General features: G+C 59.2%; 16 protein-coding genes and 2 pseudogenes. 6 read left to right on the top strand and 12 right to left on the bottom strand.

The genetic code is table 11. From position 1 onward, the window contains the following. Positions 1-61: 61 nt before the first annotated feature. Positions 62-361, bottom strand: a complete 300-nt coding sequence (locus BMZ46_RS18460) for a hypothetical protein (protein WP_074690559.1) — start codon at positions 359-361, stop codon at positions 62-64. A gap of 348 nt (positions 362-709) precedes the next feature. Here BMZ46_RS18460 and BMZ46_RS29580 point away from each other — a divergent pair. From BMZ46_RS29580 to BMZ46_RS18475, 4 genes and pseudogenes are all read left to right on the top strand, one after another. Beyond that, positions 710-991: pseudogene (locus BMZ46_RS29580) on the top strand (TolC family protein); the annotation flags it as partial. Positions 992-1,139: 148 nt separating this feature from the next. Further along, complete coding sequence (locus BMZ46_RS18465) at positions 1,140-1,565, top strand: redoxin domain-containing protein (protein WP_254778423.1); 426 nt, start codon at positions 1,140-1,142, stop codon at positions 1,563-1,565. Between the two features lie 11 nt (positions 1,566-1,576). Beyond that, positions 1,577-2,104, top strand: a complete 528-nt coding sequence (locus tag BMZ46_RS18470) for a DsbA family protein (protein WP_074690557.1) — start codon at positions 1,577-1,579, stop codon at positions 2,102-2,104. 158 nt (positions 2,105-2,262) lie between these two features. Then, a complete protein-coding gene (locus BMZ46_RS18475; protein ID WP_074690556.1) occupies positions 2,263-3,363 on the top strand; it encodes a low temperature requirement protein A in 1,101 nt (366 codons plus the stop codon). A 102-nt stretch (positions 3,364-3,465) separates the two neighbouring features. Here BMZ46_RS18475 and BMZ46_RS18480 read toward each other — a convergent pair. Beyond that, positions 3,466-3,543, bottom strand: a pseudogene (locus BMZ46_RS18480) (transcriptional regulator); the annotation flags it as partial. 248 nt (positions 3,544-3,791) lie between these two features. Between BMZ46_RS18480 and BMZ46_RS18485 the strand changes: the two are divergent. Next, positions 3,792-5,255 carry an aldehyde dehydrogenase family protein gene (locus BMZ46_RS18485; RefSeq protein ID WP_074690555.1) on the top strand — a complete coding sequence of 488 codons (1,464 nt, stop codon included), beginning with the start codon at positions 3,792-3,794 and terminating at the stop codon, positions 5,253-5,255. A gap of 61 nt (positions 5,256-5,316) precedes the next feature. On the opposite strand, the gene BMZ46_RS18490 is transcribed toward BMZ46_RS18485, so the two are convergent. The 3 genes from BMZ46_RS18490 to gabT all read right to left on the bottom strand — a co-directional run bounded on the left by BMZ46_RS18490 (position 5,317) and on the right by gabT (position 7,896). After that, positions 5,317-5,805, bottom strand: coding sequence for an Lrp/AsnC family transcriptional regulator (locus tag BMZ46_RS18490; RefSeq protein WP_039768527.1), 489 nt, complete (start codon positions 5,803-5,805; stop codon positions 5,317-5,319). 45 nt (positions 5,806-5,850) lie between these two features. Then, positions 5,851-6,507 carry an HAD family hydrolase gene (locus BMZ46_RS18495; protein ID WP_039768528.1) on the bottom strand — a complete coding sequence of 219 codons (657 nt, stop codon included), beginning with the start codon at positions 6,505-6,507 and terminating at the stop codon, positions 5,851-5,853. A gap of 96 nt (positions 6,508-6,603) precedes the next feature. Further along, positions 6,604-7,896 (bottom strand): 4-aminobutyrate--2-oxoglutarate transaminase, encoded by a 1,293-nt coding sequence (gene gabT / locus BMZ46_RS18500; protein ID WP_074690554.1) that lies wholly within the window; start codon positions 7,894-7,896, stop codon positions 6,604-6,606. Positions 7,897-8,182: 286 nt separating this feature from the next. On the opposite strand from gabT, the gene BMZ46_RS18505 reads away from it, so the two are divergent. After that, complete coding sequence (locus BMZ46_RS18505) at positions 8,183-9,109, top strand: 2-hydroxyacid dehydrogenase (RefSeq protein WP_074690553.1); 927 nt, start codon at positions 8,183-8,185, stop codon at positions 9,107-9,109. Between the two features lie 54 nt (positions 9,110-9,163). Here the strand turns inward: BMZ46_RS18505 and BMZ46_RS18510 are convergent, their stop codons facing one another. The 7 genes from BMZ46_RS18510 to BMZ46_RS18540 all read right to left on the bottom strand — a co-directional run bounded on the left by BMZ46_RS18510 (position 9,164) and on the right by BMZ46_RS18540 (position 17,662). Next, the gene (locus BMZ46_RS18510; protein ID WP_074690552.1) at positions 9,164-10,243 is read right to left on the bottom strand and encodes a tartrate dehydrogenase; all 1,080 of its coding nucleotides are present in this window, start codon (positions 10,241-10,243) and stop codon (positions 9,164-9,166) included. Positions 10,244-10,270: 27 nt separating this feature from the next. Continuing rightward, a complete protein-coding gene (locus tag BMZ46_RS18515) occupies positions 10,271-11,728 on the bottom strand; it encodes an NAD-dependent succinate-semialdehyde dehydrogenase (RefSeq protein WP_039768536.1) in 1,458 nt (485 codons plus the stop codon). Between the two features lie 124 nt (positions 11,729-11,852). Further along, positions 11,853-13,010: an acetylornithine deacetylase gene (gene argE, locus BMZ46_RS18520; RefSeq protein ID WP_074690551.1), complete on the bottom strand. Its 1,158-nt coding sequence runs from the start codon at positions 13,008-13,010 to the stop codon at positions 11,853-11,855. After that, a complete protein-coding gene (locus BMZ46_RS18525; protein WP_039768540.1) occupies positions 13,007-14,161 on the bottom strand; it encodes an NAD(P)/FAD-dependent oxidoreductase in 1,155 nt (384 codons plus the stop codon). Before BMZ46_RS18525 ends, argE begins: the two co-directional genes overlap by 4 nt. Then, a complete protein-coding gene (locus BMZ46_RS18530) occupies positions 14,158-15,534 on the bottom strand; it encodes an FAD/NAD(P)-dependent oxidoreductase (RefSeq protein WP_074690550.1) in 1,377 nt (458 codons plus the stop codon). The genes BMZ46_RS18525 and BMZ46_RS18530 overlap by 4 nt, the downstream gene beginning before the upstream one ends. Further along, on the bottom strand, positions 15,516-15,824 hold the full coding sequence (locus BMZ46_RS18535; RefSeq protein WP_039768543.1) for a (2Fe-2S)-binding protein: 309 nt from the start codon (positions 15,822-15,824) through the stop codon (positions 15,516-15,518). Before BMZ46_RS18535 ends, BMZ46_RS18530 begins: the two co-directional genes overlap by 19 nt. Continuing rightward, positions 15,821-17,662: an ABC transporter ATP-binding protein gene (locus BMZ46_RS18540; RefSeq protein WP_074690549.1), complete on the bottom strand. Its 1,842-nt coding sequence runs from the start codon at positions 17,660-17,662 to the stop codon at positions 15,821-15,823. The genes BMZ46_RS18535 and BMZ46_RS18540 overlap by 4 nt, the downstream gene beginning before the upstream one ends.

The raw sequence follows: 17,662 nt of genomic DNA on the forward strand, positions 1-17,662 counted from the left end.
TTTACCTGGACAGCCTCAACAGGCCTTGAATTGATTCCCTGTGAATGGCCAAAGCTCTTTCTTATCGATGAGTATCCGCATCCTCGGCCGGATAAAACTCACCTTCCTTCCCTATCCTTTTGAGCTGTTCGCGCACCATCAACTCAACGCTGGCAACTGCGGCTTGATCGTCAGGGTCGACCAGCTGCAGGCACAGGCGCTGGATATTCTGATCGTGGGTGCCCTCACTCATCATCTCGTGCGTAAAGACTTGTTCACCTCGCCATAGGCAAAGTTGAGTATGAGTTTCGCCGAGCCATATTTCGTTGATTGGTCTGAGGTCGGTGGTAGCCAGTTGATCGACAGTGATTGTCTTATCCATTGCGCTGTACCTTACCAATGAGTAGATACAGATAGACTTACGGGCCCAGGGGTCGTTCCAAGTGAAGGCAGTTCACTGGGATTTCCGATGATGACGAAACCATCCCGTTCGTCCGCTTCCAGCCCTTCCTGCACCTCAGCCAAACCAGCAAAGAACATCGACTTCATGATCAGAAATACCGGCAGTGGTAAATCACCCACTCATCAGCAATTGAGGCTATAGAATCACCAGAGTGATCGAGCAACGCTTTGATCTGCGAATTCGCCAGGGCGAATCGATCAGTAATGAGATGACCAGGCGTTTACGGCGAAGGTGTATGGCAACAGAGCGAGCGCGCGAGGGCTTGCCAAGGAAACCGAAAACGCGTTTAGCGACTACGACAAGCGACAACAGCGACTATAGTCATTGGTGAGCCAGAGCGAATCCTGTCGCTGCTCTCCCCACCTGGCCCTCAATTCAATACCGCGAAAGCACGGCGGGCGTCGTCGTGCTTCTGGACGCGGAGTATGAACGTCTTGCTGCCGAAAACACTCAGGCTCAGGCTGAGATCGTGGCAGCGTTGCCTCTTGTAAATCCCTTAATGGTGGATGGAGTTATCCCCGCCGGGCAAGTCGCATCCCCCCTGAGTAGACCCCAAACTCCTATCTATCAGGGCTCAAGCAATGAACACTTCAGAATTTGGTGATGCAGAGGAAACGAAAGACGACCTGGTTCAGGAGCCGCTGCCAGCCGGCACCGTAGCCCCGACTTCTTACTGTATGCGACTCCCGATCAGCAATTGTCGCTACGCGAGCTGAAGGGAAATCCCGTGATACTGACGTTTTATCCCGCCGATTGGAGTTCGGTTTGTGGCGATCAACTGACCTTGTACAACCAGTTGCTTCCCACATTCAGAGAATACGGTGCGACGCTCCTGGGGATCTCAGTCGACAGCGCCTGGTGTCATCAGGCCTTTGCCAAAGATCGGAATTTCCACTTCAGCCTGCTGGCCGATTTTGAGCCCAAAGGAGCTGTGGCGCGACGGTATGGAGCGTACGACTCCCATTTGGGAGTTTGTAAACGGGCACTGTTCGTGATTGACAAGGAGGGAGTGATCACCTGGAGCTACATCTCACCAATGGCAATCAACCCAGGGGCGGACGGCATTCTGGATGCGCTGGATGCGCTGGCGAATGCACCAGAAAGCACGCCAACCAAAAATTAACAGGTGATCACATGGCCTCTCTCAAAGTGCCGGTAAGTGCCAACGACCATCGCCAGGGAAGCGCGCATGCCAAAGTCACCTTGGTGGAATTTGGCGATTATGAATGTCCCTATTGCGGTTTAGCGTATTGGGTCGTCAAAAATCTCCAACAGCGTTTTCGCAACGATTTGCTCTTCGTGTTCCGTAACTTTCCCCTGACCACCGCCCACCCGCACGCCATGGGTGCAGCCGTCACCGCTGAATATGCAGGGAGTCGAGGACTCTTCTGGGAGGCTCACGACGAACTGTATGAAAATCAGGATCGATTGGGCATGCCACTGTTTCGGGCCATCGCTCTAAAACACGGTCTCTCCAGTGAAGAACTTTATGTTGCGCTGCAGGAAGGCACTTACCTGGCCAAAATAAAATCCGACTTTAATGGCGGCGTACGGAGCGGCGTTAACGGCACCCCCGCGTTTTACATTGACGGGCTTCGCTATGACGGGGTTCCAGAGTTCGCCGAAATGAGTCAGATGATTGAGCTTTCGTTGGTGAGTTGACGAAATGGCCGGATAGTCAATTCGCCTGATAGTTCCCCACCGTAATCGAGGCGGCATGTACGGCTGTTGAACGGCAGCATCTGCCCGATCCAATTGGCTCGCTGCCACGCACTCGCCATTTGGCCATATACAGACCGCCGATACGGAGCCAGCAGCGAATGAAATCCTTGAAGTATTATGAAAAGAATCGACACGCCACATGGTTAGAGTTGTTTTTTGACCTGATTTTTGTTGTTGCAATTGGCAAGGTAACGCACACTCTCGGACATCTTCATCACGGCCATTTTGAACAGGAGCAATTATGGACATTTTTACTGCTTTTTGTTCCATTATGGTGGATCTGGTCCAGCCACACGATTTACTCAAATAGGTTTGATACAGATAGCAATCTTCACCGCTTGGCAACATTATTTATAATGTTGTTGCTCATTGTGCTGTCTGCACGGATTGGGGAAGAATTGGAAGTCAACTATGCGCTTGTTATTGCCTGCTATTTTGGCATACGTGCCATTATCAGTATCATGTACATTTCGTCCATAAATAAATTCGATCATCATAGCGAATTCTCCTCCAGGCTTGGCGTTGCCCTGTTAGTTAGTGCAGCTGTTAGTCTTTCATCCATTCTTTTTGAACCACCCATGCGTTACCTTGTCGCTTACATTGGGATTTTTCTTGATATTCTGCTCCCTTTATTTTCTTGGGGTAAGCTAAAGCCATTGCCCGCACATACAGAACACTTGGTTGAACGAATAGGTTTACTCACCCTCATCTTATTGGGCGAGTCAGTAATTAGCCTTTCTGGAGGGTTATCTGACATTCAATGGGATCGTTATAATGTGATGGCGGCAGTCACCGGATTCATCATGATCTGCAGTATATGGTGGATATATTTCGATAGCTTTTACTTGTTGAGCAAAAATGAAAGCAGCATGAGTGGACACTCCTTAATCTACTCGCACCTTTTTCTATTTGTGGGGCTGGCACTTCTCGCAAACTTGATCAGGCATGCGATCTTGAATGACATTGCGATGCGCGATTTCCAGATTGCGTCAATCATCGGCATGGCCTTGTTTTTCTTAGGCAAGCAATATGGCTACTTCATAGCGGTACCTAAAATAAGGAAATACATAATACAAAATACCTTGATCGTGTTTTCTCTAGGTGGGTTGGTCATATTCCTACCGCGTATTGAGTACATATTGGTCGGCCTGACAGCCACCATGATCTGTTATGTTTTGTTGAATTTCAGATATCGTTAAATGTTTATTATTCGAGCATGGAGCTCGCAGGTGCATCAGTTCTGCTGACAGACATCGTCGGCATCACGTCGAGGCTGTCGGGATCGTCAATGACAGCCAGACGCCCTTGAGGGCTTCGAGGGCCTGGAGCTGTTCGGCGAGGTGTTTTTCGAGCTGGCGGAATTCGGCAAGTTTAGACATGAAAAAATATCGATGTGAGTAATACCTGACTATCAGCTTTGATGCTCGATCGCACAGAAGCAACGTCAGCCCCTGAGATACAGCAGATTATCCCTTGCCGACTTCAAGAACGGCATATTTCGACTGAGCCCTTTTGCTAGCTTATTCAAACCACAGGGCACCCGATATACCGGTGCCCCGGCGTTGCTCTGACCTCCCTCCGTCCCTGCGGTTAACAGCCCCCATCAGTCCTCTAAGGAGCTAGTTGGATGACAACACAATCTTCGAATATCCACGCCGTGGATTCGCATACGTCTGAACAGTTTTATATCAATGGTGGCTGGTGTTCGCCGGCAACGCCTGCCAGTTCGCCCGTGGTCAATCCAGCGACTGAAAGCGTAGTTGCAGAGGTTGCCAACGGGTCGGCCGCAGACGTTAATCGGGCCGTCGCTGCAGCGCGTGCTGCGTTTCCTCACTGGTCTGCGACTTCCGCCGAAACGCGCGCGGGTTTTCTTGGGAAGATTTACGACCTGATCCTTGAACGAAAAGAGTCGCTTGCGCAGGCCCTTTCTCTGGAAATGGGCGCTGCCATCGGTTTTGCCCGAGCGATGCAAGTGCCTTTGGCGGCCGAACACGTTCGGATTGCCCGTGATCTGCTGTCCACCTATCGCTTCCAGACGGTTGAAAGCGGCACCGCGATTGAACGCGAACCCATCGGTGTCTGCGGTCTCATCACCCCTTGGAACTGGCCGCTTTATCAAATCACCGCCAAGGTGGCTCCAGCGATTGCGGCCGGATGCACAGTGGTGCTGAAACCCAGCGAGCTGTCACCATTGAGCGCCCTTCTTTTCGCCCAGCTGGTGCATGACGCCGGCCTGCCACCGGGTGTCTTCAATCTGGTCAATGGCACGGGCCCCGAGGTCGGCGGCGCCATGGCTGCACACCCGGATATCGATATGATTTCGATCACCGGTTCAAACCGTGCAGGTGCGCTGGTCGCCCAGGCGGCCGCCCCTACAGTGAAACGCGTCACCCAGGAACTGGGCGGCAAGTCACCCAACGTGCTGCTGCCCGATGCCGACTTCGCCAACGTCGTGCCACTGGGCGTGATGACGGCGTTTCGCAACGTCGGGCAATCCTGCAGCGCCCCGACCAGAATGATCGTACCCAGGGACCGGCTGGCGGAAGTCGAGGCGCTGGCCGCCGCAACCGCCAACGCGATCATCGTGGGCGATCCACAATCGGAAGAAACGGTACTCGGTCCGATAGCCAATGAGGCCCAGTTCAAGCGCGTGCAAGCCATGATCGAATCGGGCCTGAATGAAGGGGCCAAACTCGTCTGCGGCGGACCAGGCCGCGTGCCTGGTCATGAAACAGGCTTCTATGCCCGACCGACTGTCTTTTCCGAGGTCGACTCGAGCATGCGCATTGCCCAGGAGGAAATCTTCGGGCCCGTGCTGTGCATCATTGCCTATGAAACGCTCGATGAGGCTGTCGCGATCGCCAACGACACGGTGTACGGACTGAGCGCCCACGTTCAATCCCGCGACCTTGATCAGGCACGCGCCGTTGCCTCACGCATCCGCGCAGGACAAGTACTGCTGAACCACCCGGCCTGGAATCCCATGGCCCCGTTCGGTGGCTACAAACGCTCAGGCAATGGTCGTGAATTCGGTGTCTACGGCTTTGAGGAATATCTGGAAACCAAAGCCATCGTCGGCTTCGGTGGCTAGCACACAATGGGGGACAGTCAGCTGTCCCCCATTGGTTCGCACCTGATGGATGTAGGGAGCTTCAGTGCCGCAACAACTTGCGTAGCGGCACACCGTCCTTGAGCACCGGGGACTTGATAACGATGTAGCTGAAGTACTTGGAAATGCCGATGTTTTTATCCAGCAGGCTTTCAATCACTTCCTGGTAGTGCTGAATACTGCGCGTCATGAAACGCACCAGATAATCGTAGCCACCGCTGATCAAATGGCACTCGAGCACTTCATCCACCAGCCGGATATTTGACTCGAACTTGGCGAAGTCTTCACGCTTGTGGTCACTCAGGGTGATTTCGGTGAAGACCGTTACCGATTCGGTGATCTTCGCCAGGTTCAGGTGGGCCTTGTAGCTGGAAATGTACCCGGCCGATTCCAGCCGTTTGACCCGTTGCAGACAGGGGCTGGCCGACAATCCCACGGCATCGGCCAGGCTGACATTGGTCATGCGCCCGTCCCTCTGCAACTCAACCAGGATACTGATGTCGATGCGGTCCAGTTTGACTAAACCTTCCATTGCGAACCTCTTGACTGCCATTTGTAGGACAATCTACTAGCAAAATCAGCGCCGTAAACACTGCTGATGCTGTGCGACCAGATCAGCCATGCTGTTGATGCAATAATCCGCAGCACATGGGGTCGGCTGTTGGCCCCGTTCGCGACCGATCAGACACACATCGGTAAGTGCCGGGCCGCGGGCGGCGGGTCGGGTCACCCGCAGGATGTGCTCCGGCTTCAGCTCGTTGGCATTCAACCAGTCCTCGTCCCGCAGCGGATCGCTGGCCAGCGAAATAAAATCATCGGCCACAATCCCCAGATGCTCGCACAACACGGCGCGATCCTCGGCATCCCGGTCGCCCACCACCAACAGGCGATAAAACTTGCGCAAGTACAGCATCGCTCCCGGTGCGTCTTCGAACAATGACCAGTTGGCAGCAGAGCGCGCGAAACTCATGCCCTCCTCCCAACTGGCGTTCAAGCTCCAGCGCTCGGCCAGCTGGCGATGGGCAAAACACAGCAATCCACTGAAGCCCAGTTCGGCAAAGCGCGGATAGAGCCCCTGCACCACTTCGCGAAACTCGCCCAGCACCTGTTCCTTGTCCGGGCGCCCGCCCCGGCTGTCGAGCAACGGCTGCAGCGCTGTCCAGACCCCCGAATCACGGTCGACCAGGACTTCGTCGCAATCGATGAGCAGTGCTCGATAATCAGTCAGCCCCATGGTGTACACAGCCTCCGATGATGCGTTTCATCAATCCGTGCGCCAAAAAGGTTCAGCGACGCTGGCCAGCGACCGCGCCGCTGAACCCGGCGGACATCAGTTCAATACCCGTGCCAATGCAGCCTGCAGAATCTGCAACGCTTCATCGATCTGCGCTTCGGTCGTCACCAGTGGCGCGAGGAAGCGCAGGACGTTGCGATAGACGCCACACTTGATCACCAGCAAGCCACCTTTGCGCGCTTCATCGATCACACGCTGGTTCAGATCGGCGTCCGGGGAGTGTGCTTCATCGTTCTTGACCAGCTCGATGGCCAGCATGAAACCGGTGCCGCGTACGTCACCGATCTGCGGGTGACGGCGCTGCAACTGCAGCAAACCTTCACGCAGGCGCTTGCCCAATGCATCGCCACGTTCGAGCAGTTTCTCCTCTTCATAAGCGTCGATCACTGCCAGGGCCGCCGCGCAGGACAGTGCATTGCCGCCGTAGGTGCCGCCGAGGCCTCCGGGCAGTGGCGAATCCATGATGTCAGCTTTGCCGACCACGCCCGACAACGGCAGCCCGCCGGCCAGACTCTTGGCGACGGTGACCAGGTCAGGCTGGATGCCGGCGTGCTGGAAACCGAACCACTTGCCGGTGCGGCCGAATCCGGTCTGGATTTCATCGAGGATCAGCACGATGCCATGCTTGTGGGTCAACTCGCGCAATGCCTGGAGGAATGGTGCCGGCGCCGCAAGGAAACCACCGTCGCCCTGCACGGGTTCAATGATGATCGCCGCAACCCGCTCCGGCGCAATCTGAGTGGCGAGCAACTCGTCCAGCGCCTTGAGCGCCATCTCACTGGTGACGCCGCGATAGGCATTGGGATATGGGGTGTGAAACACCTCCGGTGCGAATGGCCCGAAGTTCTGTTTGTAGGGCTGGCTCATGCCGGTCAGCGTGGTGCCGAGCAAGGTGCGTCCATGGAAACCGCCGCGGAAGGAGATCACCGCAGAGCGGTTGGTGTGAGCGCGGGCGATTTTCACCGCGTTCTCCACGGCTTCGGCACCGGAGGTGAAGAACGCCGTTTTGTAGTGTTCCTCGCCACCTATCATCTCGCACAAACGCTGGGCCAGATCAAGATACGGCTTGTAGGCCACCACCTGGAAGCAGGCGTGCGAGACCTTATGCAATTGGGCCTGCACCGCTGCAACCACTTTGGGATGGTTATGGCCGATGTTCAGCACCCCGATGCCGCCGACGAAGTCCAGATAACGCTGGCCGTCCACGTCCCACAATTCAGCCCCTTGGGCGCGATCAATCACCAGTGGATGAGCGGTGACCAGTCCGCGTGGCACGAACTGATCACGCTGACGGAGTAAATGAGGCGTTTGGTCGACTTGGCTGTTCATGGCATTTCCCTTCGTGAGTCCGGCAGCCCGGAGTGAATGCAGGAGGTGGTTACACAGGGTCTTAAGATTAAGACTTGTGCGGAACGAACTACGCCGAACTTGGCCCCTGAGAAATCCGGATCGACTGTTTTCACCCTGCCAAACGGCAGATTCCTTCAGGCCGCCGAATCTGCCGGCCGCGTGCGGATATGAGGTGGCGCGCAGTGTTCGCAACGCTGCTTTCGACAGATCCTGCTCTGGCGTTGGGCGATGATGGGAGCACCTTCAACCTCCTCAGGAATTGACCATGGCCCTGCTTTACAAAGCTGACCCCGTGCGCGGCGAACGGTGGAAAGCACTGTTCGCCGAACATGCCCCGGACATCGAATGGCGCGCCTGGCCGGACATCGGCGATCCCACAGACATCAAGTACCTGGCGGCGTGGCAGGCGCCGGAAGATCTGCAGACGGTGCTGCCGAATCTGCAGGTGTTGTTTGCGTTGTCGGCCGGCGTCGATCAACTGGATTTGAGCCGTATCCCGCCGAGTCTTCCGGTGGTGCGCCTGCTCGATCCCGGCATCACCCAAGGCATGTGCGAGTACGCCAGTTTTGCCGTGCTCGCTTTGCACCGGGACATGTTGCGCTATCGCCAGCAGCAGATCGCGCGGTGTTGGCAGGCGCACCTGCTGCAGCCGGCGCATCAGCGACGGGTGGGGGTGATGGGCCTCGGTACTCAGGCGCAGCAGATTCTCGCCACCTTGCAGCCCCTGGGCTTTGCCCTCAAGGGCTGGGCGCGCAGTGCGCATCGGATTGCCGGCGTCGAGTGCTTTGCCGGTCGCGAGCAACTGCCGGCGTTTCTGAGCCAGTGCGATATTGTGATGTGCGTATTGCCGCTGACCAAGCAGACCCGTGGCATTCTCAATCGTGAGTTTTTTCGCCAATTGCCGCGTGGCGCGGCACTGATCAACATGGGGCGCGGTGGGCATCTGGTGGAAGAAGACTTGCTCCAAGCGCTGGACAGCGGGCAACTCAGCGGCGCGGTGCTGGATGTGGTGCAGAACGAACCGGCGCCGGCGGATCATCCCTTCTGGGGCCATCCGCAGATTCTGCTGACGCCGCATATCGCGGCGATGACCCAGCCGGAAAGTGCATTTGCTGTCCTGCTGGAGAACATCCGCCGCTTCGAACGCGGCGAGTCCATGAGCGGTCAGATCGACCGCAACAAAGGTTACTGATTCATACCCTCTGCACGAGTGAGCAGGCTCACTCATGCAGAGGATGACGATGTTTCAGAGGAACTCGGCGATGGCCCTGCCGACATCCTGGGTCGAGCCCTTCCCGCCCAGATCCGGGGTGATCGGGCCCTCGGCGATCACCCGCTCGATCGCCTGCAGGATCCCGTCGTGTGCTGCACGATAACGCTCGTCACCGTTGCCCAGGAAATCGAGCATCAGCGCCCCGGACCAGATCATCGCAATCGGGTTGGCGATGTTCTGCCCATAGATGTCCGGCGCCGAACCATGCACCGGCTCGAACAGCGACGGAAAGCGTCGCTGCGGATCAAGGTTGGCCGACGGCGCAATGCCGATGGTTCCGGCACACGCCGGCCCCAGGTCGGAGAGGATGTCGCCGAACAGGTTGGACGCCACCACCACATCGAACCGATCCGGTTGCAGAACGAAGCGCGCGCACAAGATATCGATGTGCTGCTTGTCCCACGTCACTTCCGGGTACTGCGCAGCCATCAGCGCAGTGCGCTCGTCCCAATAAGGCATGCTGATCGAAATGCCGTTGGACTTGGTCGCTGCGGTCAGGCGCTTGCGTGGCCGGGTCTGGGCCAGGTCGAAGGCAAACTTGAGAATCCGGTCGACACCCCGGCGGGTGAAGACCGATTCCTGCAGCACGAACTCATGCTCCGTGCCTTCGAACATCTTGCCGCCGACCGATGAGTACTCGCCTTCGGTGTTCTCGCGAATCACCACGAAATCGATATCCCCCGGTTCGCGTCCGGCCAACGGGCATGGCACCCCGGGGAACAAGCGCACCGGGCGGATATTCACGTACTGGTCGAAGTCGCGACGGAATTTCAGCAGCGACCCCCACAGGGAAATATGGTCTGGCACTTTCTCCGGCCAGCCCACGGCGCCGAAGTAAATCGCGTCGAAGCCCTTGAGCTGTTCAAACCAGTCCTCGGGCATCATCTGCCCGTGTTCCAGGTAATAATCGCAATGCGCCCAGTCGAGCACTTCAATGCTCAAGTCCAGCTGCCATTTCTTCGCGGCCTGCTCCAGAACCCGCAGCCCCTCGGGCAGCACTTCCTTGCCAATCCCGTCGCCGGCAATCGCGGCGATCTTGAAGACCTTGCTCATCAGTTGTGGCTCCCCGTTGTTGTGAAGTTACAAGCCGCCGATGTGGAAGGCTTTGACTTCAAGGTATTCGTCAAGACCGTATTTGCTGCCTTCACGGCCCAGCCCCGATTGCTTGATGCCGCCGAACGGCGCGACTTCCATCGAGATGATTCCGGTGTTGAGGCCAACCATGCCGAATTCCAGCGCTTCGCCGAAACGCCATGAGCGACGCAAGTCTTGAGTGAAGTAATAGGCGCCGAGGCCAAACGGTGTGGCGTTGGCCAGGGCCAAGGCTTCGGCTTCGTCGGTGAACCGCATCAGCGGCGCGACGGGGCCGAAGGTTTCTTCATTGGCCAGGAGCATGCCGGCGTGGGCATCGCCAAGCACCGTCGGTTGCACAAATTGACTGTCGCCCTGCGGAACGCCACCGCAGAGCAACTGCGCGCCCTGACTCAAGGCATCATCGATGTGGCGGGCGACCTTGCTCACGGCGGCCTTGTTGATCAGCGGGCCGATGGTCACGTTGTCTTGCAGGCCATTGCCGACCTTGAGTTTGCCGACCTCCTCGACCAGACGCTGGGCAAAACGCGGGTAAATGCCGTCCTGCACTAGAATCCGGTTGGCGCAGACGCAGGTCTGCCCGGCGTTGCGAAACTTGCTCAGCATGATCCCGGTAATCGCCTGCTCAAGATCAGCGTCGTCAAACACAATGAACGGTGCGTTGCCGCCGAGTTCCAGGCTCAATCGCTTGATGTGTTCGGCACTCTGGCGCATCAGCAAACGGCCCACCGCAGTGGAACCGGTGAAGGAAATCTTGCGTACCGTCGGGTTGCCGGTCAGCTCTTCGCCAATCCCGGCGGGCATGCCGGTCAGCACATTGAACACCCCGGCCGGAATGCCGACGCGCTCAGCCAGCACCGCCAACGCGAGCGCCGACAGCGGCGTCAGATCCGACGGCTTGACGATGATCGGGCACCCTGCCGCCAGGGCCGGTGCACACTTGCGGGTAATCATCGCGTTGGGGAAATTCCAGGGCGTGATCGCCGCACAGACACCCACCGGTTGCTTGAGGGTCAACAGTCGGCGGTCACCGCTGGGGGCCGGCATGGTTTCGCCGTAAATCCGCCGCGCCTCTTCGGCAAACCATTTGACGAAACCCGCGCCGTAGCGGATTTCACCTTTGGCTTCATTCAGCGGCTTGCCTTGTTCGCAAGTCATGATCAGCGCCAGATCGTCGAGGTTGTCGATCATCGCCTGATACCAACGCTCCAACAGCGCCGCACGTTCGGCGGCCGGTCGTGCCCGCCAGGCGGGCCAGGCCTGTTCGGCGGCGGCAATGGCGCGCCGGGTTTCCACGCCTTGCATGGCGGGCACGCGGCCGATCAATTCGCCGCTGGCCGGGTCGACGACATCCAGGGTCGCGCGGTCATCGGCGCCGATCCACTGGCCGTTCACGTAAGCGAGTTCTGCGAGAAGACCGGGGTCTTTCAAACGATTCTTGAGCATGGTCGAGTCCTGATCCGAGACAGATTCCAGTCTAGGGAGACTCGACGGATAAGGATGCTGAAAGCGCGTAGCGGACAGTGTCGGCTGCTGAAATTGGCGGTGGAACAGCAGAACTGCTGTTTTTCTATCTTTTCAGCGAACCGAGCAGGCCATCCAGAAAGCGCTCCCCCGCCTCCATCTGGCTGATCTCGATAAACTCGTCCGGCTTGTGTGCCTGCTCGATCGATCCGGGCCCACAGACAACCACCGGCACATCCAGACGCTGCTTGAACAACCCGCCTTCCGTACCGAACGAAACCTTGGACGTCGCGGTATCCGGCGCCGCGAAATTTTTCAGGAACCGTACCGCTTCGACGCTCGGGTGGGTGTCCAGTCCGGGATAGACGTTGACCGTTTCAATCTCGATGGCTGCCACGCTCGAGAGCTTCTGCGCCTCGCGCACGATCACCTCGGCACGCTCCTGCATCTGCGCGAGAATCTGTTGCAGATCATCGGCCGGCAAATTGCGCACTTCAAAATCCACCGTGCACAGATTCGGCACGATATTCAGCGCCCGGCCACCGCCGATCTGGCCGACGTGCACGGTGGTGTAAGGCACGTCGTAATCGGCATCCCGGGCGCCCTGCTCCTGCAGTTGGCGCTGGGATTCACGCAACGCAGCAATGAAATCGCAGGCCACGTGGATCGCGTTGACCGAGCGCGGCGCCAGCGAAGAATGCGCCTCCAGCCCCCGACAATAGGTGCGGTACGAGCCCTTGCCCTTGTGCCCCAGCACAAACTGCATGTTGGTCGGTTCGCCGATCAGGCACAGGAACGGCCGCACCGGCGCCAGGTGCAGCACATCGAGCAAACGCCGCACGCCAACGCAGCCGATTTCCTCGTCGTGTGACAGCGCCAGCTGCAGCGGACGGCTGAGGGAATGTTCAGCAGCATCAAGCATCGCGTCGATGGCCAGCGCGATAAAGCCTTTCATGTCGCAACTGCCGCGCCCGTAAACCCGCCCGTTCTGCTGCGTCAGCTGGAACGGTGGAACCGTCCACGCCTGCCCCGCTGCTGGCACCACGTCGGTGTGTCCGGACAGCAGAATACCCGGTTGGTCTTTCGGACCGGTACTGGCAAACAGATTGGCCTTCTTGCCGCTTTCGTCCTTGACGATCAGCGACTCGATGCCCTTGCTCAGCAGCAACTCGCGAACGTACTCGATCAACGCCATGTTCGATTCCGACGACACGGTCTCGAACGCAATCAATCGTTTGAGAATCTCCAGTACACGGGGTTTCATGAGGCTTTGCTCCGTTGTTCGGCCAAGGGGGCGAACCGGCGTATGGAAAAGGGTTCGATCAACGTGGAAGTGCTGCCGGTGCTGATCAGCTCAGCCATGACGTCACCGACGCCCGGCCCCAACTGGAAGCCATGGCCACAGAAGCCGAACGCGTAATACAGGCCATCGACCGTACCGCTTGGCCCCATGATCGGCAGCGAGTCCGGCAGATAGCTTTCGATGCCGCTCCAGACCCGAATGATGTTCAGATTGCCGACACCCGGCAGCAGTCGGCGCATTTGCCGGATCTGGTTGAGGATGCTGCGCGGCTCGACATAAGCGCGACGATTGAGCATGTCCGGTTTGCTGCGATAGCCGCCGCCAATGATGATGTTGCCGCGCGGAATCTGCCGGAAATAAATGACTTCCTCAGGGATTTTGGTGAACACCCCAATCACCGTCGGCAAGGCGTACGGCACCGGTTCCGTCACCGCCATCTGCGGGCCATGGGTGTCCAGCGGAACCGGTTCGCCGAACTGCGCGGACAGTTTCTCGCCCCAGGCGCCGGCAGTGATCAGCAGTTGTGCGGCGCGATATTGCCGGCCATCGGTGGTGGTGACGCTGAACTCGCCTGCGGTTTTCTGCACCTGGGCCACTTCGGTCTGTTCTTCGATACGCGCACCGATCCGCCGCGCCGCCCGGGCAAATGCCGGCGCCGCCAGACGCGGGTTGGCGTGACCGTCGTGCGGTGCGTAGGAGCCCCCCTTCACGTCCGGTCCCAGAAACGGAAAGCGCCGATGCAGTTCAGCGCCGCGATAGACCTGCAGATCCAGTTGGGCCGCCTCCGGTGCAGCGGCATACGCCTCGAGCTCGGCAATTTCGTCTTCGCGGTAACACACACGCATGTGGCCGCTGGCGATGAATTCCAGATCGTCGTCAATCAGCTCCGGCAAGCGCTTCCACAGCGCAAAGGAACGGTTGGCCAACTCCAGTTGCCCCAGATAACGACCCTGACGCCGCACGTTGCCGAAGTTGACGCCGCTGGCGTATTGGCCAATCAGGTCGCGCTCGAGCAGGGTCACGGAGTGCCCGCGCTGACGCAGGAAAAACGCTGACGCCGCACCCATGATGCCGCCGCCGATAATCAATACATCACTTTTCTGCGGGTTCATGACGGCTCCTCGATGATGACCATCGGCAACGGTTTGACGGGGGCCTGACCGCGTTGGCGGCCGACCTGTTGCACACTTACACCGGCCGCGGCGGCAATTACTTCGGCGCCGGCCTGCGAGCAGTAGCGGCCCTGGCAGCGGCCCATGCCGACCCGGCTGAAGGCCTTGGCCCGATTGACTTCACACGCGCCCTTTTCACTGACCGTACGGCGCAGTTCGCCCGCGCTGATCATCTCGCAGCGACAGACGATCGCCGAGTCCGGCAACGCCCCGGCCTGTTCGGCGGGCCAGGGAAATGCCTGCGCCAGACCGAGGCGGAACTGATCCATCACCGCCAGTGCACGCCGTTGCTCTGCGCGCAAACCGGCATCCACCGGTTGTTGCTGATCCTCCAGCAGCGCCATCGCCACCAGACGTCCGGCATGTTCAGCCGCATCGGCGCCGCGAATCTTTGCGCCGTCGCCGGCGGCATACACACCGCTGGCCGAAGTGCGGCCCTCTTCATCAAGCGCCAGCCACCATTGGCCGGACGCTTCATCAAAACGCATGCGACACCCGGCCAGATCGGCCAACTGGGTTTCCGGACGCAAGTGATACCCCAGGGCCACGGCATCGCAATCGATGTCCAGGGTTTCGCCCTTGGCTGAGCGCACGCGCACGCCACTGACGCCGTGGGTGGCATCTCCCGAAATCTGCTCCGGCTTGATTCCCAGGTGCACCGGAATTTTTGCCTGATACAACTGCGCCAACAGTTTCATCCCGGTGAGCAACACCCCGGGCCGCGCGAGCATCTTCGGCAGCGCCACAATACGTTTGCTCATCGGCGATGTATCAAGCACCGCGGCGACGTTGGCGCCGGCCTTCACGTACTGGCTGGCCACCAGATACAACAGCGGGCCGCTGCCCATGAACACCACGCGATGGCCGATGGAAACCGCCTGCGACTTGAGCGCGATCTGCGCCCCGCCGAGGCTGTAGGTGCCCGCCAGCTGCCAGCCTTCAATGGGCATCAAACGGTCCGTGGCGCCGGTGCACAGGATCAACGCGTCGAAGTCCACCGTCGTATGGTGACCCTGACTGACGCAGCTCAACTGCCTGGGCACCAGATTCCACACCAGCGTGTCAGGGCGGTAATCGATGTGTGGGCGCAAGCGCTCGAAACTCTCGTGCAGGTCGCGCGCCTTGGCCGCTTCAGTGCCGTACAGCGCGCGGTAGTCGCGGGTGAAACCTTCGGGTTGGCGCCGATAGATCTGGCCGCCGTCGCGGCGATTTTCATCGATCAGGACCGGTTTGATGCCGGCCTTCACCAACGTCTCGGCGCAGCGAATCCCCGCAGGGCCGGCGCCGACGATAACTACCCGTGCAGTGGCCATGTCGCCTCCGGTTGTGTGGTGACGAGATCCAGCCCTTCACGGACTTCACTGGAGCACGCACGCAGACGTTCGCCGCTGCGCGTCCACACCCAGCAATCCTGGCAGGCGCCCATCAGGCAGAACCCGGCACGTCGACCGGCATCGAACTCCGACTGACGCAACGCATTGCCCTGAGTGAGCAATGCGACCATCAATGTATCGCCCTGCAACGCCTTGATGGGCACGCCATCCACGGTCAACCCGACGGTCACCCGGCCCTGCTCGGCCAGTCTCACAAAACGAGCGCTCATGCATAGGCTCCCTGATTGAAGGTGGTCACGTCGCGCTGGGTTTTCAGCAGTTCGACGCTGTCGTGGTGGCAAAGAATTTCACTGCCACCGTCGATGATTCGGCGGTTGGGTGCCGTACGGTTGCACAGGCCATCGACACGCACCGGGCAGCGATTGAGGAAGGTGCACAGCTCGGCCACATTGGCTTTGGGCCCGATGGGCGGCAGTTCGCCGCAAGTCGTCCCGCAGGTTTCCAGCCAGCCCTGGCGCAGCTCCGGCACCGAGTGAATCAACAGATCGGTGTAGGGATGGAACGGTGCCTGCGCAAACGACTGGCGGCTGCCGGCCTGAACCTTGTGGCCGCTGTACATCACCACCACGTCATCGCACAGCGCGCGCACGGTGGAGATGTCATGACTGATGAACAGGTAGGACACGCCGAGCTGCTCACGCAAGTCGCGGAGCAACTCAAGAATCGCTGCACCGACCACGGTGTCCAGCGCCGAGGTCACTTCATCGCAGAGGATCAGATCGGGTTTGGCCGCCAGTGCCCGCGCCAGGTTCACCCGCTGTTTCTGCCCGCCGGACAATTCACTCGGACGACGCTCGGCCAGAGCTCGCGGCAGGCGCACCAGATCCAGCAATTCGCCGATACGCTCGCGCAACGCCGCGCCTTTGAGGTTGAAATACATCTTCAGCGGCCGACTCAGAATCGTGCTGATGCTGTGCATCGGATTGAGCGCCGTGTCGGCGTTCTGGAACACCATCTGGATCCGCCGGAATTGCTCGTCGCTGCGTTCGGCCAGACAACCGCCCAGCGGTTGCCCGTCAAAGGTCAGCCCGCCCAATGCCGGCGTCAGCAAGCCGGCCACCACGCGGGCCAGCGTTGACTTGCCCGAACCCGACTCGCCGATCACGCCAATCGCCTGGCCCCGGCGCACGGTCAGATCAATGTCTTCCAGTACACGAATGGCCGGCATGCCCTGGGTGTTCTTGTTGCCGTAACCGGCGGTCAGTCCGCGAATGGTCAGCAGCGGAGTTTCTTCGGCAATACCGCCAGGTGGGCGGATCGTCGTGTCCGGTCGCGCGGCGGCCAGCAAACTGCGGGTGTATTCATGACGCGGGCCTTTGAGCAGCGCCGCCGTGGCGCTTTGTTCGAAGATCTGACCGCCATTGAGCACGACAATCTGATCGGCCATTTGCGCCACCACGGCCAGGTCATGGGACACATACACCGCTGTTGCGCCACGATCACGCACCACGCGTTTGAACGCTCGCAACACGTCGATCTGGGTCGTCACATCGAGCGCCGTGGTCGGTTCGTCGAGGATGACCAGCAACGGATCACTGATCAGCGCCATTGCCGCCATCACCCGCTGCAGTTGCCCGCCGGACACCTGATGCGGGTAACGCTGGCCGATGTGATCCGGGTCCGGCAGGGCCAGGTCGCGGAACAGTTCAATGGCCTTGGCCTCAAGGGCGGCGCGGGTGCCGAGGCCGTGAATCAAGGCGCCCTCCACCACTTGGTCGATCAGCTTCTTCGCCGGGTTGAAAGCCGCCGCAGCGCTCTGCGCGATATACGACACCCGATTACCGCGCAGGCCCTGCAATTGCTGCTCGCTGAGCGCGAGCATGTTGTGCTCGCCGACCTGCACCACGCCGCCGGACAACCGACAGCCCCGTCGGGCATACCCCAACAGAGCGAGGGCAATGGTGGTCTTGCCCGAGCCCGACTCGCCGATCAACGCCAGCACTTCACCTTGTTCCAGGGCAAAGCTCACGCCTTTTACGATTTCGGTTTCACCGTGCTCGCCGCAAGCGACCACGCGCAGGTCTTCAACTCGAATCAATTGGGTCAT

This window comes from Pseudomonas sp. NFIX49, from assembly GCF_900115915.1.
Classification (GTDB): domain Bacteria; phylum Pseudomonadota; class Gammaproteobacteria; order Pseudomonadales; family Pseudomonadaceae; genus Aquipseudomonas; species Aquipseudomonas pharyngis.